This is a genomic window from Glaciimonas sp. PCH181 (assembly GCF_003056055.1).
Lineage (GTDB): Bacteria > Pseudomonadota > Gammaproteobacteria > Burkholderiales > Burkholderiaceae_D > Glaciimonas.
The window spans coordinates 1,756,405-1,776,353 of sequence record NZ_PYFP01000001.1; the positions used below are offsets into that span (position 1 = coordinate 1,756,405).

The window sequence follows — 19,949 nt, forward strand, 5'->3', positions numbered from 1 at the left end:
ATCCTACAATCGTTTAAAAATCAGCGATGTATTGATACCCCCGAATGCAAAATTATTCGACATAAAATAATCGCACTGTAGTTCCCGTCCCTGATCAACGATGTAATCCAGATCAGCACAAAGTGGGTCTATCTGGGTCAAATTGATCGTTGGCGCGAACCAGCCGTCATGCATCATTTCGATGCCGACTAACGCTTCTAAAGCACCACAAGCGCCTAATGTGTGACCGGTATAACTTTTTAGAGAGCTAATCGGTGCCATATTGCCAAATACCTGCGCTGTGGCGTGCGACTCAGCGATATCGCCCTGCTCCGTACCCGTGCCATGCGCGCTGATATAGCCAATAGCAGAAGGTGGCAAACCCGCATCCGTCAGTGCCAGTTCCATCGCAATGCGCATCGTATCGGTGTTCGGATGGGTAACATGGCAGCCATCGCTATTCGTGCCAAAACCCACAATTTCGGCATAAATTTTTGCGCCCCGTGCCCGCGCATGATCAAACTCTTCCAAAATTAGCGTACCGGCACCCTCACCGATGACCAATCCATCGCGCTTACCATCAAAAGGTCGGGGTGTTAATTGCGGCGTATCGTTGCGGACGCTGGTGGCGAACAGCGTATCGAAAACTGCTGCTTCGGTTGCGCATAATTCTTCCGCACCGCCAGCCACCATCACCGTCTGACGGCCGCTAGCGATGGCCTCATAGGCATAACCGATGCCCTGGCTGCCCGAAGTACATGCGCTGGAGGTCGTGATAACGCGCCCGGTAATTCCAAAAAATACGCCAATATTCACCGGTGCCGTGTGCGACATCATTTTGATATACGTCGTCGCATTGATCCCTCTGGTAGATCGCTCTTCCATCATCTTGCCAAAATCGCCAATCGCCTTCGGTGTTCCCGCCGATGAGCCATAGGCAATCCCGCAACGTCCGTTTTTCAAGATAGGATCGTCGAGTAAACCGGCGTCGATCAAGGCCAGCTCAGTCGTCCGGGTTGCCATTAACGCCACGCGCCCCATGCTGCGCGTGCTACGGCGCGTGTAGCGATCAGACAAACTGAATTCGACCGCAGGTGCACCTAGCTGCGTATTCAGACCATCATAATCAGCCCATTCATTCATCCGCACCACGGCGTTGCGATAACTGCCAAGGTGCGCCCGCATGCTCGCCCAATCATTCCCTATCGGACTAATCCCCGCCATCCCGGTGACGACTACACGATACTGGGTCATGCCATGCCTCCATTGACCGAAATCACCTGACGCGTGATATAGGCCGCATCTGCGCTCATCAGAAAGCCAACCGCCGCAGCAACCTCTTCCGGTTTTCCCACACGGCGCGCGGGAATCATCTTCAATGCTTCTTCCAGCGGAACATCCGCGATCATGTCGGTCTCGATCAAACCTGGCGCAACGCAATTCACCGTGATATTGCGTTTTGCCAGTTCAATTGCCAACGCCTTAGTCGCGCCAATAATACCGGCCTTAGCCGCGCTGTAATTGACTTGCCCACGATTCCCGATCAATCCTGATACCGACGCCAACGTCACAATCCGGCCCGGTGCACGACGATGTACCAACGGCATGATCAACGGATTAAGCACGTTATAAAAGCCATCCAGATTCGTCTTCAGCACCACATCCCAATCTTCCCCCGACATCGCCGGAAATGCGTTATCGCGCGCCACCCCGGCATTACAGACCACGCCGTAGTAGCAACCAAACTGCGCAATATCGGCCAACAATATGTCTGCGGTGGCTTGACGGTCACCGATATCACATTGCAGCACTCTTACCTGCCGTCCCATGTCGACTATCGTTTGCGCCACCGCATCCGCAGCATCTCGCTGGCGATGGCAATGCAAGACAATGTCATACCCGTCACGCGCCAATCGCAAAGCAATCGCCTTGCCGATACCACGACTTGAGCCAGTGACCAGCACCGATTGATTCAAACTAGTCATTTTTGCTTCTTCTGTATTCTGCAATCCCACCGTCATCCCAACTTTCCTTCAAGAAAAACATGCACATCTGGCGGTTGAAACACTGTGATAGTGGCAAGCGCAAGCGGTTGCGCCTTAGTCGATGCGCCATCAATACTCTCAATCCAACACTCAAACGATCCGATACCGTTGTCCGCCTGTAAAACCCGCTGCACTTTTACCATTAGTACCGATCCAGACACAAACCGGTCACAATGCGCTTCATAGCGCCGGGTGCCCAGTAAAAACCCCATCTTTACAGCTTCGTCCTGCAACCGAGCGTTATAACCGGCAAAGGCCGCAATCGCCTGCGCCATGTATTCCACACCCACCCAACTCCCCACACCGTCGCTGCCCATAAACAAGCTGTCCGGTCGAATGGTCACTTCGGCGCATAAGCTTTCCTGATCCACGGCGATCACGCGATCCAACAGCACCATCACACCCGAATGCGGTAATAAGCTGCGTATATCAGGCAGTATCCCGGCAACCGGCGGAATGCGCGAATTCGTCATCATTCGCGCCCCAATACCAACGTGGCATTCGCCCCGCCAAACGCAAATGAATTACTCAAAGCCCAACGCAAAGGCCGACCCAATTGATAACCGGATGGCAACAAATGTAACGCCGATAAATTCGAATCAATGGCACCGTCCCACAGATGCGGCGGCAGGCAACCAACCGGATTATCATCTTGCATCGATAACCAGCATAATCCGGCTTCGATAGCGCCCGCCGCGCCTAAAGTGTGGCCAGTAGTTGCTTTTGTAGAGCTTGCTGCAACGCGCTCACCAAAAAGAGCATTCACGACATGGCTCTCCATCGCGTCATTCTGCTGCGTAGCGGTGCCGTGTAAATTGACATAGTCGATCTCAGATGGCCCGATCCCGGCGCGTCCCAATGCTTGCGTAATAGCAATATGCGCGCCGCTGCCTGTGGGATCGGGCGCAGAAATATGATAGCCATCAGACGACTCGCCCCAACCGCGCAACGCCACCGTCGCTGGCTGCGCACTCATCAAAAACAACGCCGCGCCTTCGCCAATATTAATGCCATTACGATTGACGCTAAAGGGATTGCATCGCGCATCACTGACCGACGCCAACGCCCCGAAACCCGACACAGTAAACGCGCACAAAGAATCGACCCCGCCGGTCAATACTGCATCACACAAGCCCATCCGAATCAATCTGCCCGCGCTCACCATCGCCTTGGCGCTAGAGGCGCAAGCGCTGGAATGCACATACGCCGGGCCGGTAATCCCCAGCGTATCCGCCAACATCGCCGCTGGCGACCCCATTTCCTGTTGACTATAAGCAAACTCCGACGGAAATGTGCCATTGCGCAAGCGCTGTTTAAATGCTGCCTCGCTCTCCGCAATACCAGACGTACTGGTCCCCAGCACAATCGCTATGCGGTGCGCGCCGTATTGCGCAATAGCGGCGTCCACCGCTGGACGAATCTGCTTGAGCGCAGCCAAAGCAAGTTGATTATTTCGGCTACGATGCGTGGGGGGATAGGGGCTTGCGGCATCATCCATAGATGGCAAAACACGGTCGACGCAACCCAGCGGCAATGCGCCCGCGTGAGAATAGCGATCAGTCATCGCGATACCGCTTTCACCGGCAAACAGACGTTGCCGAATCTCAGCGTGGCTGTCGCCAAGCGCACAAATAATGCCAAGCTGATTGAGATAAAGCATAGTGAGATGCCCGATTAAGGTGCAGCCACATCGGCTGCGGTGCCAGGGACCGGCTTAACTTTGGCGCTGACGTCGCCGGGGACATCCGCTCCGCCCTCCGACTCAATCGTTAAACGATAGTGATAACGCAAATTGGTTAACGCTACTTTACAGCCCCACGGCACGGCGCTGCTGTAATTAATCACGGTCACCGGCACATCATCCAACGATATCGTGCGGCGTAAGCCCTGTTGTTCAATTTTCCAGCCCGGTGGCAATGCCTGCCGTATCGCCGCCACTGGCCATAAGGTTAATTGCGTATCTTCCAATACATCCTCGGCCCTAACCTGCGATGGCAACATCGGATGACGCCAGGATTGCAAGTTCTGCCCATCATAATGCAAAGTGAGTACGCGCTGACCGAACGCCAGCCCCACCATCGTCAATTGCTGCGGATCGATCTCCAACGCGGCATCCAGTTGATCGGTGCGACCATTCCGCTCTACCGTCAAATGCTGTTGCAGGCTAATGGTTGCACCCAAAGATGCTGGCGATAGCTTCAGGCCCAATCTTGCAGGCGGTGCGGCCGGTTTAGTCGTAGCACAGCCAGCCATCAGCGTTGCCAACGTCATCATCAGCGCCAAGCCACGCCACGATTTTCCGGTCAGCTGCATATTTCCTCCAGGGTTTTCAGACGGCGTTTGCTTTCCCGCACATACGGATTACTCTCATCCCAGGCATAGCCAGCCAGAATCGCGGAAATCATGCGGCGCACTTCTGGCTGCTGGTGCTCATGAAAAATAACATTCTGAAAACCACCGGCATACCATGACTCAACAAAAGTACGGAACGTATCCACACCTTTCTTGAGCGGAATAGCGTATTCTTTTTCCCAGTCGACTTCAGCACCAGCGAAATGCCGCTGCAATACCGCAGCAGCCAGACTGGCGGATTTCAACGCGATTGTTACACCGGATGAAAATACCGGATCAAGAAATTCCCCCGCATTCCCCAGCAAAGCATAGCCCTTGCCCCACAACGATTTAACGTTCGCTGAATAACCCACGATGGAACGTGCGGGCGTATCCCAGCAGGCATTTTCCAGTAGTTTTTTCGAAGCCGGGTCTTCATTGACCAAAGCTTGCAGACGCTCACTATCAGATCCTTTGTACTTTTCCAGGAAAGCGGTTTCAGCCACCACGCCAATCGAGCAGCGACCACCTGCAAACGGAATTAACCAATACCAGACATCGCAATGTTGAGGGTGGACAGTAACGCGGATTTTGTTGCGATCAAAATGTCCAGCAACATTGGCGACGATACCGTCTTCGATGTGCGTAAAGATTGCGCCACGGACAGGAAAATTCGACGGCGTTTCCAAATCTAACAAACGCGGCAAGACACGACCGAAGCCGCTAGCGTCAAGAATAAACCCTGCCTCTATTTGATAATCATCGCCATTTGCGCCGCGCACCGTGACGCGCGGTTTATCCGCTGCAAGATCGATCGCCGTCACCGTGTGCTGAAAGCGGATTTCCGCCCCGGCCTTCTCAGCCTCTTTCGCCAGTAAATGGTCAAAACTAGCCCGCTGAACTTGATAAGTTGTACCCCAACCGATCGCGTGTTTATCGCGAAAATCAAAGTCGGTGTATTGCTCGCCACGTACAAAAGCAGCGCCATTTTTATACTGAAATCCCGCCTCCACCACCGCCTGCAACATACCCGCCTGCTCTAGATACGCCATGCTCTGCGGCAATAAACTCTCACCAATACTAAAACGCGGAAACTGTTCGCGTTCCAGTACCAAAACCTGACGGCCTTGTTGCCGCAGTAAAGCCGCGGCGACTGATCCAGACGGGCCCGCACCGATTACTAAAACATCGCATTTTTCTTGTATTGGGGTCATTTCATGTCTCTTTCATTTGGCTAAAACAAGGGGCGATCAACCATACAACCGCGATACCAATCAACATCGTGAAACCAAATGCATGCAACGGAGGCGTTCCAGATAACGCCAGCAAACCGAAGGACAACAATGCACTGACTGCCGACAAACACACGGCGAGCCACGCAAACCGAGCGCCATGATTACTCTTGTCAGTTTTTTCTTGCAGAAAAATCCCATAATCCACACCAAGCCCCAATATCAGCATTAACGCCAACACATGGAACATTTGTAATGGCTGCCCGATGATTCCCAACAGCGCCAACGTCGCAATGCTGGCAAGCGCTGGGGCCGTCAACACCCGCCAGGCCGCATATCGATAACGGCCAAACAGCAACAAATAAATGGCGACATAAGCACCTAATAATACAGTCCCCATATATTCGCGATAATCGCCCAGAACCGATGAAATCTCGCTCACTTTATCAACCCATTGCACACCATCAAGATGTGCTGCAGTTTGTTGCAATAGCGGCAAATTGGCATAATTATCCAGACCGCGCAGCGCCACGATACTGGCGTAGCTATTGCCGTGTCCATCCGCGATCTTGCCTAACCAGAGATGCCGTGACGGCTCACTGGCAGCGGTTTTCAAAAAGGCATCCGGTGTTAGTCCAACACCAGCGGCAGCCGGTCTGCTCAATGCTCGCGCCCGCATCTGCGCAATCCAGCTATCATCCTCGCCTAATTGCGTCGCCAACGCTTTCAACGGACCATCGGCGCTGAATAAAGCCTGTTCCGTCAACACCCGATTCGCTGTCTGAACACGCATGGATGGAGTCCAGTTAGACATCGCCTGATAACCGCTGATAATATGCCGTCCGATCAGCGGATCCAAACGCAGTCTCAATGCTTCTTCGCGCTGCAAGACCTGTTCTGCGCTGTCGCCACGCACCAGATAAAACTGCACTGGCGTCGGTGCATCGAGTATTTTGGAGAGCTTAATCTGGTCGTCCAGCAATTTCTTTGGCGACGTCTGCAACGAGCGAATATCGTCGTTAACTTGCAATCGCATCAGACCCGTCACCGCAAATATCCCAAACAACAGCGCCGCCAATAATGTCCCGCGATTCAAGCGTAACAATGGCCAGTGATGGCGACTTGCACCGAGCCACGCCGCAAAACGCGTCTCTTTCAGCGTAGATGCCTGCACCAGTGCGGGGAACCAGCAAATCACCGTCAGCCATGCAAACACCAAACCCAGCACCGAAAATACCGCCATTTGGCGCAAACCGGGAAACGGCGTCAATGCCAAGCCGATATAACCAATCACCGCTGCCGCCAATGTCAGCGCCAATCCTGGCAATAAGCGCAGTAATAATTGCGCCGAGGTCAGCGCTTTATCGCTGCCCGCCCGACTACATAAAAAGTAGATACCGTAATCCTGCGCCACGCCAATCAAGCTAGCGCCAAACACCAACGTCAGTAAATGTACGCGTCCAAAAATCAGCCAACAAATCGAAAATGCACCAAGGCAGCCGATCGCAATCGACAATACGATCAAACCAATCGGCCGAAACGCACCAAAAGTCAGCCACATCAACAACACAATTCCGAGCAATGAGCCGACGCCGATAGTCGACATTTCTGAACTTGCCTGCGCACTGGCAGCCCCCGCGTGCAACACCACTCCAGCGGTAATTAACTCCACTTTAGGGACCTCTCCACGAGCGGACTTTGCTGCTGCATCCAGCAAAGGCAACACCGCCTGCTGGGTTGCCATTGAGAACGCCGGTTGCCGCAACGTCAGCAACAACATTGCGTACTGACGCCCATTGGCCTCAACAAACAAATGCCCATCACGCGGCCTGACTGGCGTTTCCTGCGCCCGGGCTTGTACCCAACCGGTAAACAGGCCAAACGGATCATCCTGCCAAGCGCCTAATTTAGGCCCGGAAAATGGGCTGTATAACTGTTGCAGCGCCGTCTCGACCCAATAACTGGGAGACTTTTCAAGCAATAATTTTTGCTGCTCTGCGGTCAACAAACTCAGTCTCATTTGTTGCGATGGCCCTAACCAGTCGGCCTGCGTTTGTTCAGACATTGCCGCAGTCGATTCAAACAATGCGGGATGCGCCATCAACACTGCGGAATAGGCATCTGCGGCCTTGCGCGCCTGCCCCCAGTCATCCGCACCGACCAATACAATAAGACGTTGCTGCGCCGAATCGACCATGTGAGTGAAGGCTTGCTGCAATACAGGATCGCGCTGTTCCACTGGCAACAACGCCAGAATATCGGTATCAGGCACCACCTTTTGCACCAGCCAAAGATAAGCGTTATGGCCCATCATCAACCCAACCACCAATATCCAGATAACCGCCAGCCGTTTCGGCCAACGGCGTCCGCTATCGGGAGTTGCGCCGCTACTAGTCAAGAGACGCCCCTTCTTCAGCGGTCATGGCCGTTACGCCGGTCTGTAACGCAGAGAACGTAATCTCAGTATGATCGCCGCTGGCTTCATTAATAGTCACGCTTTTGACATATGTGCCGCCGGTTAACGCCAGTGTTCCTATCGCATTGGCTAGCGCAGGTTGCCGCGCTTTCAGTGCAACCTTCCAGCTATTTCCCTGAATACTGCCATCCATGTCGAACAGCGTTTCCAACTGACTCAAATCACCAGCCAACAATGAAAACAAGACGCTATTGATCATTCTGACGACCGGCTCCTGCTTGGCATCCATCCGCATCGCAACGCGGTCGCCCTGCATTTGCACGATTTCATCGCGCTTCAGACGCAGCGTGTTCGGGAACGGCTTCAAGGTCTGCCACAGCACGCCTTTGCCGCTGACAACACAAAACCGCCCATTCGATAGCAGCGGCTTTTTCATTCCCATCAATTGTTTGGTTTGATCGAAGCGCCCACATAACACGGGCGGCTTGGCGAGCATTTCCTGAATTTTGGCAACAGGTGCGGCGGCTTGCGCAAAGGCACAAAAAAATACGCCAGCGGCGATCAATACAGAGTTGTATAAACGCTTCATGATGAGGTAGTTCCCAATTTTTGAAATAACACGGCAGGCGATGCAAAACACATTTCCCGCGTAGCGATGTTGACCGCAACTTGCGTAGTCGACCCCTTGGTCAAACGCTGACCACTGGCTTTGTCGGTAATTAAATAATCTATCTTAAGGCGATTTTCCCACTCGACAATCGTCGCCCGCACATTGATGTGCTGGCCGAAAGTCGCCGGATTAACGTAACGCAGATGCAAATCAACTATCGGCCACGCATAGCCAGAGGCTTGCATTTCCTGATAGTTGTAGCCAATCACATCCAGCAGCGCACAACGTGCTTGCTCCAGATATTTGACGTAATTACCATGCCAGACAATCTCCATCGGATCGAGATCGTAAAACTGTATCTGCAAGTCGATTTCGGCTGACCAGCGGCTTTCTTTTTTATGCATATAAAGCCCATGCCTGCGTCTGAATCCGCTCCAACAATCGTCGCAAATCCGGCTCCAGCATGCGGTCTTCCTGAATTACGGCAATATCGTCAGCCAGCGCATCCAGCATCACCTGCAAATTCTGTTGCGGCTGTGCGGTGGCATCCACCCGGCAGCGCAACCAAACGCCCTGACGCACGCTAATTAATAGTGCTGCGATGACCTGCTCAGTCAGTTGCAATACACGCAAACAATCTCGCGCAGCAATCGTTCCCATGCTGACTTTGTCCTGATTGTGGCATTCAGTCGAGCGAGAAAATACTGAGGCTGGCATTGTCAATTTAAGCGCCTCTGCGGTCCAGGCCGAGGCGCTGATTTGCAAGGCTTTCAAACCGTGATTGATGCTGGCACGCGGCCCTTCTGCCCCGGACAGATTTGGCGGCAAACCGTGGTTATAACGGGTATCCACCAGCAGCGCCATTTGCCGGTCCAATAAATCGGCGACATTGGCGACGGCATTTTTCAGACTATCCATGGCGAAGGCAATGTGGCCGCCGTAGAAATGGCCGCCATGCAAAACCCGCTCATTTTCGGCATCGATAATCGGATTATCGTTGGCGCTATTCAATTCATTCTCAATCGATTGCCGCATCCATGGCAGCGCGTCGGCCAGCACGCCAATCACATGCGGCGCACAACGAATCGAATACCGATCCTGCAAACGCTGTTCATTACGTGGGGCATCAGGTGTAGGCAAATCCTGACGTAACCATTCCGCAACTTGTTGCTGCCCGGCATGCGGCTTCACAGCGAAAAGTGCCTCGTCAAAATGATGCGCATTACCATCCAACGCAAAGCTCGCCATCGCCGTAATCCGCGTGGCGATCCGCACCAGATAGGCGGACCGATCAAAGGCCAGACACGCCAGCGCTGTCATGACCGCAGTGCCGTTCATGATCGCCAGCCCCTCTTTAGGCCGCAATCGCAATGGCGTCATCCCAACTGAGCGCAGCGCCTCAGCTGCAGGCACTTTGCTGCCGTCGCGCCACACCTCGCGCTCCCCGCACAGCACTGCCGCCAGATACGATAGCGGTGTTAAATCACCGCTGGCACCGACTGAACCCTCGGCAGGAATCAACGGCAACAAATCCTCTTTTAGAAGTCTTGCAATCTGCTCCAGCAAACCAACGCTGACGCCGGAATAGCCTTTGCAAAGCGAGGCCAGTCGTACGGCCAGAATCGCCCGCGTCTGCGCTGGCGTAAAGTGTTCGCCCAATCCGCAGCCGTGATAGGTGTACAAATGATGCGGCAATTCCGGAATCAGTTCAGCCGGTACAGTCACCGTGCACGAATCGCCATAGCCGGTAGTAACGCCGTAAATCGTGCCATCCTCACGTAACAAACGATCCAGAAAATCTGCACCGCGCGTGATCGCAGCGCGAAACGCAGGATCAGCGGAAAGCGTAACCTGCGCCGAGGTGGCGGCGATCGCCACGATGTCTTCAATCGTCAATCGTCCCTGATCAAAACGAACATCTCGGGATGTGATGTTGGAAGAGTGATTGCTATCAGCGTGAATCATTTTTTATTCCAGACAAATGCCAAAAATCGTAAAAATTAAACCATTGCAACGGCGCTTTCATGCAGAAAGTTTCCAGCCGTGCTGCGTATGCCGTTGCCAGCTCAGCCAACACTTGCTCACGCCGTTTACGCGGCAACGAAATCGCATCGCGAAACACCTCAAAATGACATTCTGAGCGGCCGCCAATGGTGAGTGCAAACAACAAATAAACCGGGCATTGCAACACGCTTGCCAACACATAAGGGCCAATCGGAAATGGTGCCGATGCGCCAAGAAAAGTAGCATGCGCGACCCGGGGATTGGGTGATACAGGAATACGATCACCGGCAATTGCCACGAACTCGCCCCGCGCCACTTTTTCGGCCAGCAGCATCGCCATGGCGGGCGTCAATTCAGTCACTTGCATCAAATTTAATTGACTGTCCGGGTCCAGTTGCGCCAATAATCGATTAAAGGCTTTGGCGTGCTTGGTGTGCACCAGCACCGTGATACGCAATTCGCGACATTGCCGCGACAGCACGCGGCACAGCTCAAGATTGCCAAGATGCGCACAAATCAATAACCCACCGCGCTGGCTCTGCATATTCGCCTGCATATGCGTTTTGCCACTAAAAATCACGTCCTGCGTCTTGAACAAACCGCCCCACAACAACATTTTGTCCAGAATGCTTTCAGCGAATGCGCTGAAATGCTTGAGTACACCAAGCAAGTCGGCCCGCGGCGCTACGATATGACAAACCACACACGCGGCCTGTACCCGACGCAAATAATCTTTTGAGGCATGCCGCGCTAACGATTTTGTCGCCAGATACCAGCCAAGTACGGGATAAAGGACTAAGCGAAACGGCAAGCGACCAGCGATGCGATATAACCAGAACAGCAAGCGCATACCAGCCACAAATCCAGTTTCATTGATCTGCGCCCAATGTCGATGCGCCGGCATCATGGCTTGCTCCGTGATCTAAAAAACTTCTTCACATTTCTTGCCAGCAAGCGCGGTGCACGCAACAACATTCCGGCAAACAGCGTCGCGTGCATGCGGGTAATCAACAAATTATCCTGCACCATCCGAAAATGCGAAACGCCATCACTGGGATAACCGACTTTGGTCGGAAAATTGATGACCCGGATACCCTCCCAATACAAGCGCACAATCACGTCTGTATCGAAATCCATATGTTGACCGAGTACTCTACGCCGCGCCAACGCAACAAATGGCGGCAACGGATACACCCGAAAACCGCACATAGAATCCTTGATCTCTAGCGACAACGTATTAATCCATACCCAAATGTGCGTGAGGTAGCGTCCATAAAAGCGTAGCTTGGGCACACTCTCATCGTATTGCGGGCAACCTGCGATCACGGCCTCTGGCCGGGCCGCTGACTGCGCCAAAAAACGCGGAATATCATCGGTGCAATGCTGACCGTCCGCATCAATTTGCAAAGCGTGGGTAAAGCCGACCTCGGAGGCATGCTCAATACCCGTTACTACCGCGCCACCCTTGCCGCGATTAACGCTATGGCGCAGCAAAATAATTTGATCTGGATGAGCCGCCGCAAGCGCGGCCAGCACCGCAGCGCACTTCGCAGAACTGCCGTCATCCACTAGGATGCAAGGCAGGCGATGGACCAGAATGGCATTTACCACGACGCCAATTGCATGCTCATGGTTATAGACGGGGATCACTGCACAAGGATTAAATACTGGCAGCGATTTTTGGCTAGATTCTATTTTATTCATCACTATTTCCAAACACGATACGTCCGCTTGCGTGCTGACCAGCGGAAGATGTCAGCCGAAAAGTCAGCGAAGATTTTTGCGTATCATGCTGCAACGCCAGTTGCAACACCGCCTCTGGCATGACAACGCGTTGAAACTTAAGCGCATGCATGCTCAAAAAATGCGGTGCAAGTTTGAAGTATTCCCGCCCGTAAGCAATCGCCCAATCGACCTGCACCACGCCGGGCAAAATCGGCGCACCATCAAAATGGCCTTTAAAATATAACAACTCACGCGGCACGGTCAGTTCCAACACTACGCGAGATTGCGCCGGGTTCATTTCCAGCACGCGTTTATAGGGGCGCGTCACGGGGAGCGTTACTGTAAGTTCAGTCGCCTTAACTGCGTTATCTGCCAACGGAAAATGGGGCGTCAGCGCCAATAAATCCGCCCGCGTAGTCTTGCCTTGTGCATTCATTGGCAGTGCGTCGAGATAGCGCCAACAACGCGGCAATGCAATCCGCTCAACCGCAGGCGCAATATCATCTCGCAAGCGCCGGTTTAACGTCAGCTTGCCCTCTTCGTCCAACAAAATACGGCCAGCATCGGACAGTACGACAAACGCCGCGATCTGCTGACGACGCTGATGTTCGCTGCTGTCCAACAACAGAACGCGCACATCAGCGACTAAATGGGAGGCTTTCAATTGCCCTTCTATCGCATCCAGTGAAATCCGCTTTTCTTCCACTTTGACGATACGATCAATCCTGCCCTGCAACAAAAAATGCGCCGCATCAATCGCTTGCGCCTGATCCGCCAGACTGAACCATTGCGCATCGGGCAAATGCGGCGAACAAATTTCGAGCACGGCATCGTCAGGCGCAATCCTCCACACAATCCCCGGCATGACGCGCCAACTTTCATCCACCGCAGCACCACCAAAGGCGCGCTGACGCCAGCCGATCCCGCCTGTTTCAGAACTGCCGTAAACCTCAATCGGAACGTGGCCCAGCAAGCGCCCGGCTTCCACTGCAACGTCTTGCGATAACGGGCCGCCTGAAGAAAATATCGCACGCAACCCACCCAACAATGTTGGCTGCATCGTCGTAGGAATACGTTTCAGATGGGCAGGGCTAGAAATGAGTATCGCGGACCGGTCGCCAGCCTGTGCGATCCGATATAACAGCGGCGACAACTCTTCTAAAAATTCGATATGCCGCGCATGCAAAATACGGCCAGTAGCTAGCGGCCATAACACTTTGAATAACATGCCATAGATATGCTGATGCGAAACGGTGGCGATGATATCAGCCTGACCGATGCGCTCGCCGAAAAGGTTTTCCAGCGTTGCTACTTCAGTCGAAAGTTGGGATAACTTCTTTGCCACAGCTTGCGGCGCGCCGGTACTGCCGGAGGTATAAATGACCACTCCCGGAAAATCTGGCTCCAGCGCTTTGAATTTATAGTCCACGCTGTGCGCGGTCGATAACGTGGATGACACCAGCATTAACGGCGCATATTCCAAAGGAAATTCGCCCACAAAACCATGCACCACCCGCGCCAGATTAACGCAGGTGACCGGCAATACATCGCCGGGCAAATAAATGGTTTTATCCGCTTGCCATGCACCTAATAATGCACAAGAAAACGTCACACTATCAGTCAGAAATAACGCAAAACATGACCCCGGCTGGCGTAAAAATAATGTGCGCCAGGCGTTCACCTGCGCAAAAAAATACGCATGATCAAGCGTCGCGCCATCGCGCCATGCAAATGGCCGGGCAGGATCGCTATTCGACCTTATCTTAAGCAGCGACAACAAATCGCACGAATTAGCCATTTATATGCCCTGTTGACTGAGCATCATCGTGATCGTGATGGTGACGACGATGGCGCCGTCTTATCACAATTCTGACCAAATACTCACCCGAAAACAACACGCCCATCGCCACGTAGGCAATGACGCCGTTATAAAGGCTCCACACAGCGGGCGAGGCCCAAAATGCCGTGATGAATGCAATCGCACCGTTGATCACAAAAAAACCGCACCACACTTGCGTTACCCGACGCGTATAGACGATTGCATAGGCGGGCAGCGCAGGATCGGTCAGGCGCGCCATGCGTTCAATCATCGACGGTGGCGTGATCAAACTATAGCCAAACGCACAAAGCATCCCGATATTAACCACGACCGGATATAACTTCAGCGGCAACATCGCGTTGTTCCAGATTGCCATCGCGGCGAGCAACAATGCGGCAACGATCAGCCAGCGACTGGCCTTATTTAATTTTAATGTCGGCAGCCTGGTCGCTGCGGCCACGATGAGGAGCAAGGCCAGCACGCGCGGCGAAACGCGCCCGTGGGCTAACCAGATTGCGAGTGGATAAAGTAACGTGACGAGCACTGTCAGCACCGCCAACACAGTTGGCGACAAGCGAGGCAAAAACCGTTTTATTGTATATCCTCTGCCAACAAACTTGCCACTGCGTCGACTACATCCTGCACAGTGCGGACCGCTTTGAACACATCCGGGGGCAAACGCTTGCCAGTAAATTGCTTCAATTTCACCACCAGATCGACGGCATCAATACTATCGATATCCAGATCGGTGTAGAGGTTGGCTTCCGGTGTCACGTTCGCTTTATCAATCTCGAACATGTCATGCAATACGTCGACAACCCAGACATAAATCTCATCTTTAGTCATCGCCGTCGCGGGTTGATTTAACTTCGTGGGGCCAGTCATCTCATACCTATTTTTTTCTATTGCTGGCAATCATCGCCACTAGCGCGCGTACCGAAGCAAAATGGTTACGCGTTTCCGCCGAATCTGCTGACAACGAAATACCATAGCGCTTCTGGATGGCGACCCCAAGTTCAAGCGCATCGATTGAATCTAGTCCAAGTCCATCAACAAACAACGGCGCATCGGTCTCAATATCCACCGTTGTCATATCTTCGAGTTGCAAGACATCAATGATGACTTGCTTTACCTCTTCTTCAAGCTGCTGCATTGGATTGGCTTTCCTTTTTAAAATAGTCTTGTAAATGTGCCGTTAAATGTCTTGCAGCCAACGTTTCATTACCGTCACCACCGGCTGCCATAACAAAGGCATGAACGTCGATATCTTCTTTTACGTCAATACTAAAATGGGCTGTTACCGGCGGCACGCGCCACCATTTTTCGCCTTTCACCAGAGTACGTGGAAAACAGCGAATCACTACCGGCGTGACATTCGACAAATTCCGCACAGCAATATTTGCAGCGCCACGTTTTAGTTTGATGGGACCATCTGTACGCGTCCCCTCCGGAAAAATAATTAAGTTATTTCCATGTTGCAAAGAAGCAATACAATCGGCCATCAAACCTACGCCAGAATCATTGCTAATATAACCAGCTGCCCGGACTGGGCCGCCGGTTATCGGGTTTTTCCAGAGCTGACTTTTGACGATGCAATCCGCACCGTTCACAAAAGCCATTAAAAAAACCGTATCGATCAGGCTTGGGTGATTGGCCAAAATCAGTAAACCTCGCCGATTTAATCGCTCCAACCCGGTAATTTCGTAACGCAAAACGCATAACCCGCGCAAAAGCGCAATAAACACGCGAAAAGCCATCGAAATGATTTGACGGGCGATCACGATCCTTCGTTCCCGCGCACGGACAAACAATCCCAACAATGGGAACACTGCGCATCCCAATAGCAAACCACCGCAACCAAACGTCAAAAAACTAAAACCCGTTGCGCCAACGCGCCAACAGCGACTTGCTTGCCTGAGCATGCTACTCGGCATGACGACGCCAACACCAGTGACGATTATCGACGAATCGATCTAGCGACCGATCCTGGCGTAGTTGAAACCGCAACACTTCTAATCCCGCCGGTTGCGGTAGCGCAACATCTGGTCCATTCATTAGGCCACTTTTTTGTGCACCCTCAGATGCGTTGGCAACAATAACGTTACCGCTAGCCTGGTGGTTGACCATCGGCTCCCAACTCAGGGTGATAGTGTCGGCGCTCAGCTTGCCATCCGAAGGCGGCGATGTAAGTAACCAGGCCCAGGCAAACGGCTGATCTTCGCAATCCTGAAACGCTATAAACTCTGTCGGCAACAGACCGTCGTAGACCACCAGCAACACTTCTGAAGCACCATCCGCCAGCAATCCGCAAGCCTCGATCACTGCATGTTCGACACCGCTACTACCTGCCGACAATGCACTGTGGTTAGACTGATCGTGGCGCGCAATCGATAACAGGCCCGCCGTTGCGTTATGCACCGAGAGACTAAAAGAGGTGGGAGATAACGGGTTGTCTTGCACCAAATCTTGTAAAAGCTCTACCGAACGGGCACATTCGCCATGACGAGAACAAAACACGGTCGCCGCTGCGGTACGCCCATTCAGGCAACGATAGGCCACTTCCAATGCCATCTTGCCAATAAATCCGGCACGACGGCGCAACATGGCGGGCATCTCTGCCACTGCTGGTTCGGCCGTGCCTTGAATGTGAAAGCGGTTATGCGTCCAAGTTTGCCATGCAGCCTCCGTTTCTATCCCCGGCGCCCACGCGGCTTGCGATGCAATTGAGAACTGAATTCCGTTGATGGCGTGATCGCAATTCATTTCATCACCTCCGGCAACCCTTGATTCGATTATATAAACAGCAACCAATTCCGGGAATTGAACAACTGCGCAATGCGTATTTTGGGCCGCATTATATCCTATCTGCCAGCCCGTTTAACGCCATCCTCAAGGCCAAATTACCGTCCTTGCGAATCGATATCCCGCACTGAATAATATCGATTATGCGCAGAAAAAACCTGCTTTTTAGTTATTTTTTAGCAGATTACTTAAGGTGTTGCGACCACAGAGGACTCAAAAAATGTAGCACGAAGCTTAACCCTTGCGCTTAGGGTAACCCTCGGCTGTAATGCGCTCCCAGACAACGGTTTTTTCGTCTTCCGTCATAAAAACCCAGTGTGCGACTTCGTTTACGGTACGCCCACAACCGCGGCAAACGTCATCAAAAGTAGTCGAACACACTGCAACACAAGGAGTATCGGGGCGTTCCCGGGGAGAATCTGACATGCAAAACCTTATTAATGGAAATGAGACGCGTAAGATGAAACGCGAAAATGATCTTGCATTGCTCTATGGCAATACCAGAATTAAACGACGACATAATCGTTTCGTTACGCGGCCATCAATTCTATAACAAGCGCTAGCGCAGCATCCCCAAAAAAATTAAATACCACCTTCATCTACGATGCACCAGACGTAAAAAAGCCAGCATATTGCTGCAGTTATACTGCAACAATATGCTGGCTTTTCCTTGCAAATAAATTTAAACGGACGGATGCCAATCAGTCCGCAATCTATTCAGTATTACTTTTGACCGCCCTTACCAACAACCGGTGCATTGTTACCGTCGATCATCGTTTGCTGGGCTTCTAACACACGAATCCGACTACGCAATGCAACCAATTGGTTTCTGGCGCTTTGCTCTTTGCTGGTCAATGCCTGCGCTTGTTGACGCGACTGATCTTGCTGAACAGCAACACGTTGCTCTTGCTGACGCTGTACGGCCAAATCGTTTTGCAGTGCAATCAAACGGGATTCCTGCGACGAAATCAGCTGCTCGGTATATTGCTTTTCGGCTTCCAGCTTAATCCGGCGAATGTCGACTTCAGCCAGTTTTTCGGTCTGACCGACAAAACTCTTATAAGTCTGCTCTGCCTGGACTTCATTGACCGTTTTCACTACGCGCCAGAAATTCTTTTGCTGAAATAAGGCGACGTAATAAGTTCGGCTATCAGGCTTGAATAGCAGACTAGAACCGTAATTACCATTATAAGTTGTGCGCAATTCACTCACAGATTGCGCCTGCATCAATTGTTGCAATTCGCCTATCGTACTGTTGGTAGTATCTATTGTGGCGCTGGTATTGCTGGCTGCCGGCATAGAGTTTGCCGTTGACGCGGGGACCGGCGCTGCTGCAGAACGCGATGACGACTGGGCAATGGCGTTCACTGATAACCCGGCAATGCATAACCCTAACAACCCTATTCCTACGCTATTTTTCGCTCGTCTCATTGCAACGCCCCAATTGCATGCATATACGTTCATCCCTGTTTCCTTCGGTTAATTCTTATTCGTTGATATATGTCATAAAATTAACAGCGATTCTAGCGTGATTTGCGTCTAAAACGTTTATTTTGTTCAACATTCCGCATTCAGGCAAGCACTACACTAATTTTAGTGGTTTATCGGACTAATCTGCCTCTCCAACCGCCTCAGTATCGGCAATTTGGAATTTTCGCATCTTCTCCCACAACACTTTTCGACTGATACCGATTGCATGCGCGGTATCCTGACGCCGCCAGCCATTAGCGTCAAGTGCGGCAATGATTCTGTTGCGCTCGGCCAGTTCGCCTTTTTTACGCACAACGAGCAGATCGTTAGTATCATCCGCGCGCTCCAGCGATCCCAGCATGGTAAATACACGATCGATACGCACTTTATCCCACACCCCTAATTGGCGGTAAATGATCCCCACCCGCTCTGCTACATTGCGCAATTCCCGTACATTCCCGGCAAAACGTGAGTTTGCCACCAAATCCAGCAACCAATCCGGCGGCGCGGGAATCTCATCATAGGTTTGTCCCAGCAACGCGCTAAAAATCGCAATTTTATCGATACTGCCACGTTCTTGCAGATTCGGTACGCGCAGTTCAATCACGGCAAGGCGGTAATATAAGTCCGCGCGAAACATATCTTGCTGAACTTGCTCACGCAAATTACGGTTGGTCGCCGCAACCACCCGAAAATCCAGTTTGATTTCAGCTTGCGAACCTAATCGCGTCACGGTACTTTGTTCTAGCACGCGTAATAGTTTAACTTGCTGATAAAGCGGCAAATCGCCAATTTCATCGAGAAATAACGTACCGCCATCGGCCTGCTCAAAATAGCCTTTATGTGCCAGCAAAGCGCCAGTAAACGCGCCTTTGGCGTGACCAAAAAATAGCGATTCAAACAGTCCATCAGGGATCGCGCCGCAATTGACAGCCACAAACGGCCCCAGACGATAGCGTCCATGGCGTTGATGCAATAGCTGTGCAATGCGCTCTTTGCCGACGCCAGTTTCGCCCATGATCAGAACGCTGGATTCACAATCTGCAAACGCCTCTGCCTCGGCCACCAAAGCCTGCATGCATTCGGATTGCGCAATCAACGGTTGCGGCTTGTGTTCCGGCGCATTATTCGCGTGCAATTCTGCGGCCAGACGGAACACCAGCATGCGCAACTCCGCGCACGTAAAATCACGCATCAGAATGTGCGAATACTCAGTCGGATAGACGCGAGGATTGGCAGTGCGCCCCACCTCAGCAACCCAAATCACAGGCATGCAATGCGCTTTTTGCCAATCTTCTGCGGAAAACTCACCACGATCAATCACACTGACAGACATTACAGCGATGGAAGGCCGCAACGATACTATGTCGCGGGTGACAGACATACCATCGGCACGAATCACCTGAACATCAAAACTGCTCAGACAATGCGCAATCCGATCGGCGATATCGGACTTGCCTTCCCAGACATAAATATCCAGGCTTTCTGGGAATAGCTTGTTTTCCATTTATTTACA

The 19,949-nt window shown here is 52.3% G+C and carries 21 protein-coding genes; all 21 read right to left on the reverse strand.

Features of this window, described 5'->3' with window-relative positions; genetic code table 11:
- Positions 1–3: 3 nt before the first annotated feature.
- The gene (locus C7W93_RS08170; RefSeq protein ID WP_108439563.1) at positions 4–1,233 is read right to left on the reverse strand and encodes a beta-ketoacyl-ACP synthase; all 1,230 of its coding nucleotides are present in this window, start codon (positions 1,231–1,233) and stop codon (positions 4–6) included.
- The gene (gene fabG / locus C7W93_RS08175; protein WP_370446405.1) at positions 1,230–2,000 is read right to left on the reverse strand and encodes a 3-oxoacyl-ACP reductase FabG; all 771 of its coding nucleotides are present in this window, start codon (positions 1,998–2,000) and stop codon (positions 1,230–1,232) included. Before fabG ends, C7W93_RS08170 begins: the two co-directional genes overlap by 4 nt.
- Positions 1,997–2,500 carry a hotdog family protein gene (locus C7W93_RS08180; protein ID WP_108439564.1) on the reverse strand — a complete coding sequence of 168 codons (504 nt, stop codon included), beginning with the start codon at positions 2,498–2,500 and terminating at the stop codon, positions 1,997–1,999. Before C7W93_RS08180 ends, fabG begins: the two co-directional genes overlap by 4 nt.
- Positions 2,497–3,684 carry a beta-ketoacyl-ACP synthase gene (locus C7W93_RS08185; RefSeq protein WP_108439565.1) on the reverse strand — a complete coding sequence of 396 codons (1,188 nt, stop codon included), beginning with the start codon at positions 3,682–3,684 and terminating at the stop codon, positions 2,497–2,499. Before C7W93_RS08185 ends, C7W93_RS08180 begins: the two co-directional genes overlap by 4 nt.
- Positions 3,685–3,698: 14 nt before the next feature.
- Positions 3,699–4,337, reverse strand: coding sequence for a DUF3261 domain-containing protein (locus C7W93_RS08190; RefSeq protein WP_108439566.1), 639 nt, complete (start codon positions 4,335–4,337; stop codon positions 3,699–3,701).
- A complete protein-coding gene (locus tag C7W93_RS08195; RefSeq protein WP_108439567.1) occupies positions 4,328–5,569 on the reverse strand; it encodes an NAD(P)/FAD-dependent oxidoreductase in 1,242 nt (413 codons plus the stop codon). The genes C7W93_RS08190 and C7W93_RS08195 overlap by 10 nt, the downstream gene beginning before the upstream one ends.
- Before the next feature lies 1 nt (position 5,570).
- Positions 5,571–7,901: an MMPL family transporter gene (locus tag C7W93_RS08200; protein WP_108440543.1), complete on the reverse strand. Its 2,331-nt coding sequence runs from the start codon at positions 7,899–7,901 to the stop codon at positions 5,571–5,573.
- A gap of 76 nt (positions 7,902–7,977) precedes the next feature.
- The gene (locus tag C7W93_RS08205) at positions 7,978–8,592 is read right to left on the reverse strand and encodes an outer membrane lipoprotein carrier protein LolA (RefSeq protein WP_108439568.1); all 615 of its coding nucleotides are present in this window, start codon (positions 8,590–8,592) and stop codon (positions 7,978–7,980) included.
- Positions 8,589–9,017, reverse strand: a complete 429-nt coding sequence (locus C7W93_RS08210; RefSeq protein ID WP_108439569.1) for a thioesterase family protein — start codon at positions 9,015–9,017, stop codon at positions 8,589–8,591. The genes C7W93_RS08205 and C7W93_RS08210 overlap by 4 nt, the downstream gene beginning before the upstream one ends.
- Positions 9,010–10,578, reverse strand: a complete 1,569-nt coding sequence (gene hutH, locus C7W93_RS08215) for a histidine ammonia-lyase (protein ID WP_108439570.1) — start codon at positions 10,576–10,578, stop codon at positions 9,010–9,012. The genes C7W93_RS08210 and hutH overlap by 8 nt, the downstream gene beginning before the upstream one ends.
- The gene (locus C7W93_RS08220) at positions 10,565–11,524 is read right to left on the reverse strand and encodes an acyltransferase (RefSeq protein WP_108439571.1); all 960 of its coding nucleotides are present in this window, start codon (positions 11,522–11,524) and stop codon (positions 10,565–10,567) included. Before C7W93_RS08220 ends, hutH begins: the two co-directional genes overlap by 14 nt.
- Positions 11,521–12,321 carry a glycosyltransferase family 2 protein gene (locus C7W93_RS08225; RefSeq protein ID WP_108439572.1) on the reverse strand — a complete coding sequence of 267 codons (801 nt, stop codon included), beginning with the start codon at positions 12,319–12,321 and terminating at the stop codon, positions 11,521–11,523. The genes C7W93_RS08220 and C7W93_RS08225 overlap by 4 nt, the downstream gene beginning before the upstream one ends.
- On the reverse strand, positions 12,314–14,140 hold the full coding sequence (locus C7W93_RS08230; RefSeq protein WP_108439573.1) for an AMP-binding protein: 1,827 nt from the start codon (positions 14,138–14,140) through the stop codon (positions 12,314–12,316). Before C7W93_RS08230 ends, C7W93_RS08225 begins: the two co-directional genes overlap by 8 nt.
- Complete coding sequence (locus tag C7W93_RS08235) at positions 14,133–14,735, reverse strand: hypothetical protein (RefSeq protein ID WP_225869780.1); 603 nt, start codon at positions 14,733–14,735, stop codon at positions 14,133–14,135. Before C7W93_RS08235 ends, C7W93_RS08230 begins: the two co-directional genes overlap by 8 nt.
- A gap of 17 nt (positions 14,736–14,752) precedes the next feature.
- Positions 14,753–15,007, reverse strand: coding sequence for an acyl carrier protein (locus C7W93_RS08240; RefSeq protein ID WP_108440544.1), 255 nt, complete (start codon positions 15,005–15,007; stop codon positions 14,753–14,755).
- 46 nt (positions 15,008–15,053) lie between these two features.
- Entirely contained in the window at positions 15,054–15,314 is a 261-nt protein-coding gene (locus C7W93_RS08245; RefSeq protein WP_108439575.1) for a phosphopantetheine-binding protein, read from the reverse strand.
- The gene (locus C7W93_RS08250; RefSeq protein WP_370446406.1) at positions 15,301–15,906 is read right to left on the reverse strand and encodes a lysophospholipid acyltransferase family protein; all 606 of its coding nucleotides are present in this window, start codon (positions 15,904–15,906) and stop codon (positions 15,301–15,303) included. The genes C7W93_RS08245 and C7W93_RS08250 overlap by 14 nt, the downstream gene beginning before the upstream one ends.
- Before the next feature lie 178 nt (positions 15,907–16,084).
- Positions 16,085–16,924: a beta-ketoacyl synthase chain length factor gene (locus tag C7W93_RS08255; RefSeq protein ID WP_108439577.1), complete on the reverse strand. Its 840-nt coding sequence runs from the start codon at positions 16,922–16,924 to the stop codon at positions 16,085–16,087.
- 273 nt (positions 16,925–17,197) lie between these two features.
- Entirely contained in the window at positions 17,198–17,389 is a 192-nt protein-coding gene (locus C7W93_RS08260) for a DUF1289 domain-containing protein (RefSeq protein WP_108439578.1), read from the reverse strand.
- Positions 17,390–17,686: 297 nt separating this feature from the next.
- Positions 17,687–18,394: a DUF2968 domain-containing protein gene (locus C7W93_RS08265; RefSeq protein ID WP_108440545.1), complete on the reverse strand. Its 708-nt coding sequence runs from the start codon at positions 18,392–18,394 to the stop codon at positions 17,687–17,689.
- A 178-nt stretch (positions 18,395–18,572) separates the two neighbouring features.
- Entirely contained in the window at positions 18,573–19,940 is a 1,368-nt protein-coding gene (locus C7W93_RS08270; protein ID WP_108439579.1) for a sigma 54-interacting transcriptional regulator, read from the reverse strand.
- Positions 19,941–19,949: the final 9 nt, after the last annotated feature.

Coding starts and splice junctions, on each gene's coding strand:
- C7W93_RS08200 (WP_108440543.1), bottom strand. CDS start 7,901: ATGATGGGCCATAACGCTTATCTTTGGCTGGTGCAAAAGGTGGTGCCT.
- C7W93_RS08190 (WP_108439566.1), bottom strand. CDS start 4,337: ATGCAGCTGACCGGAAAATCGTGGCGTGGCTTGGCGCTGATGATGACG.
- C7W93_RS08260 (WP_108439578.1), bottom strand. CDS start 17,389: ATGTCAGATTCTCCCCGGGAACGCCCCGATACTCCTTGTGTTGCAGTG.
- C7W93_RS08170 (WP_108439563.1), bottom strand. CDS start 1,233: ATGACCCAGTATCGTGTAGTCGTCACCGGGATGGCGGGGATTAGTCCG.
- C7W93_RS08205 (WP_108439568.1), bottom strand. CDS start 8,592: ATGAAGCGTTTATACAACTCTGTATTGATCGCCGCTGGCGTATTTTTT.
- C7W93_RS08270 (WP_108439579.1), bottom strand. CDS start 19,940: ATGGAAAACAAGCTATTCCCAGAAAGCCTGGATATTTATGTCTGGGAA.
- C7W93_RS08180 (WP_108439564.1), bottom strand. CDS start 2,500: ATGATGACGAATTCGCGCATTCCGCCGGTTGCCGGGATACTGCCTGAT.
- C7W93_RS08220 (WP_108439571.1), bottom strand. CDS start 11,524: ATGATGCCGGCGCATCGACATTGGGCGCAGATCAATGAAACTGGATTT.
- C7W93_RS08230 (WP_108439573.1), bottom strand. CDS start 14,140: ATGGCTAATTCGTGCGATTTGTTGTCGCTGCTTAAGATAAGGTCGAAT.
- C7W93_RS08255 (WP_108439577.1), bottom strand. CDS start 16,924: ATGAATTGCGATCACGCCATCAACGGAATTCAGTTCTCAATTGCATCG.
- C7W93_RS08265 (WP_108440545.1), bottom strand. CDS start 18,394: ATGAGACGAGCGAAAAATAGCGTAGGAATAGGGTTGTTAGGGTTATGC.
- C7W93_RS08240 (WP_108440544.1), bottom strand. CDS start 15,007: ATGACTAAAGATGAGATTTATGTCTGGGTTGTCGACGTATTGCATGAC.
- fabG (WP_370446405.1), bottom strand. CDS start 2,000: ATGACGGTGGGATTGCAGAATACAGAAGAAGCAAAAATGACTAGTTTG.
- C7W93_RS08185 (WP_108439565.1), bottom strand. CDS start 3,684: ATGCTTTATCTCAATCAGCTTGGCATTATTTGTGCGCTTGGCGACAGC.
- C7W93_RS08210 (WP_108439569.1), bottom strand. CDS start 9,017: ATGCATAAAAAAGAAAGCCGCTGGTCAGCCGAAATCGACTTGCAGATA.
- hutH (WP_108439570.1), bottom strand. CDS start 10,578: ATGATTCACGCTGATAGCAATCACTCTTCCAACATCACATCCCGAGAT.
- C7W93_RS08225 (WP_108439572.1), bottom strand. CDS start 12,321: ATGAATAAAATAGAATCTAGCCAAAAATCGCTGCCAGTATTTAATCCT.
- C7W93_RS08195 (WP_108439567.1), bottom strand. CDS start 5,569: ATGACCCCAATACAAGAAAAATGCGATGTTTTAGTAATCGGTGCGGGC.
- C7W93_RS08245 (WP_108439575.1), bottom strand. CDS start 15,314: ATGCAGCAGCTTGAAGAAGAGGTAAAGCAAGTCATCATTGATGTCTTG.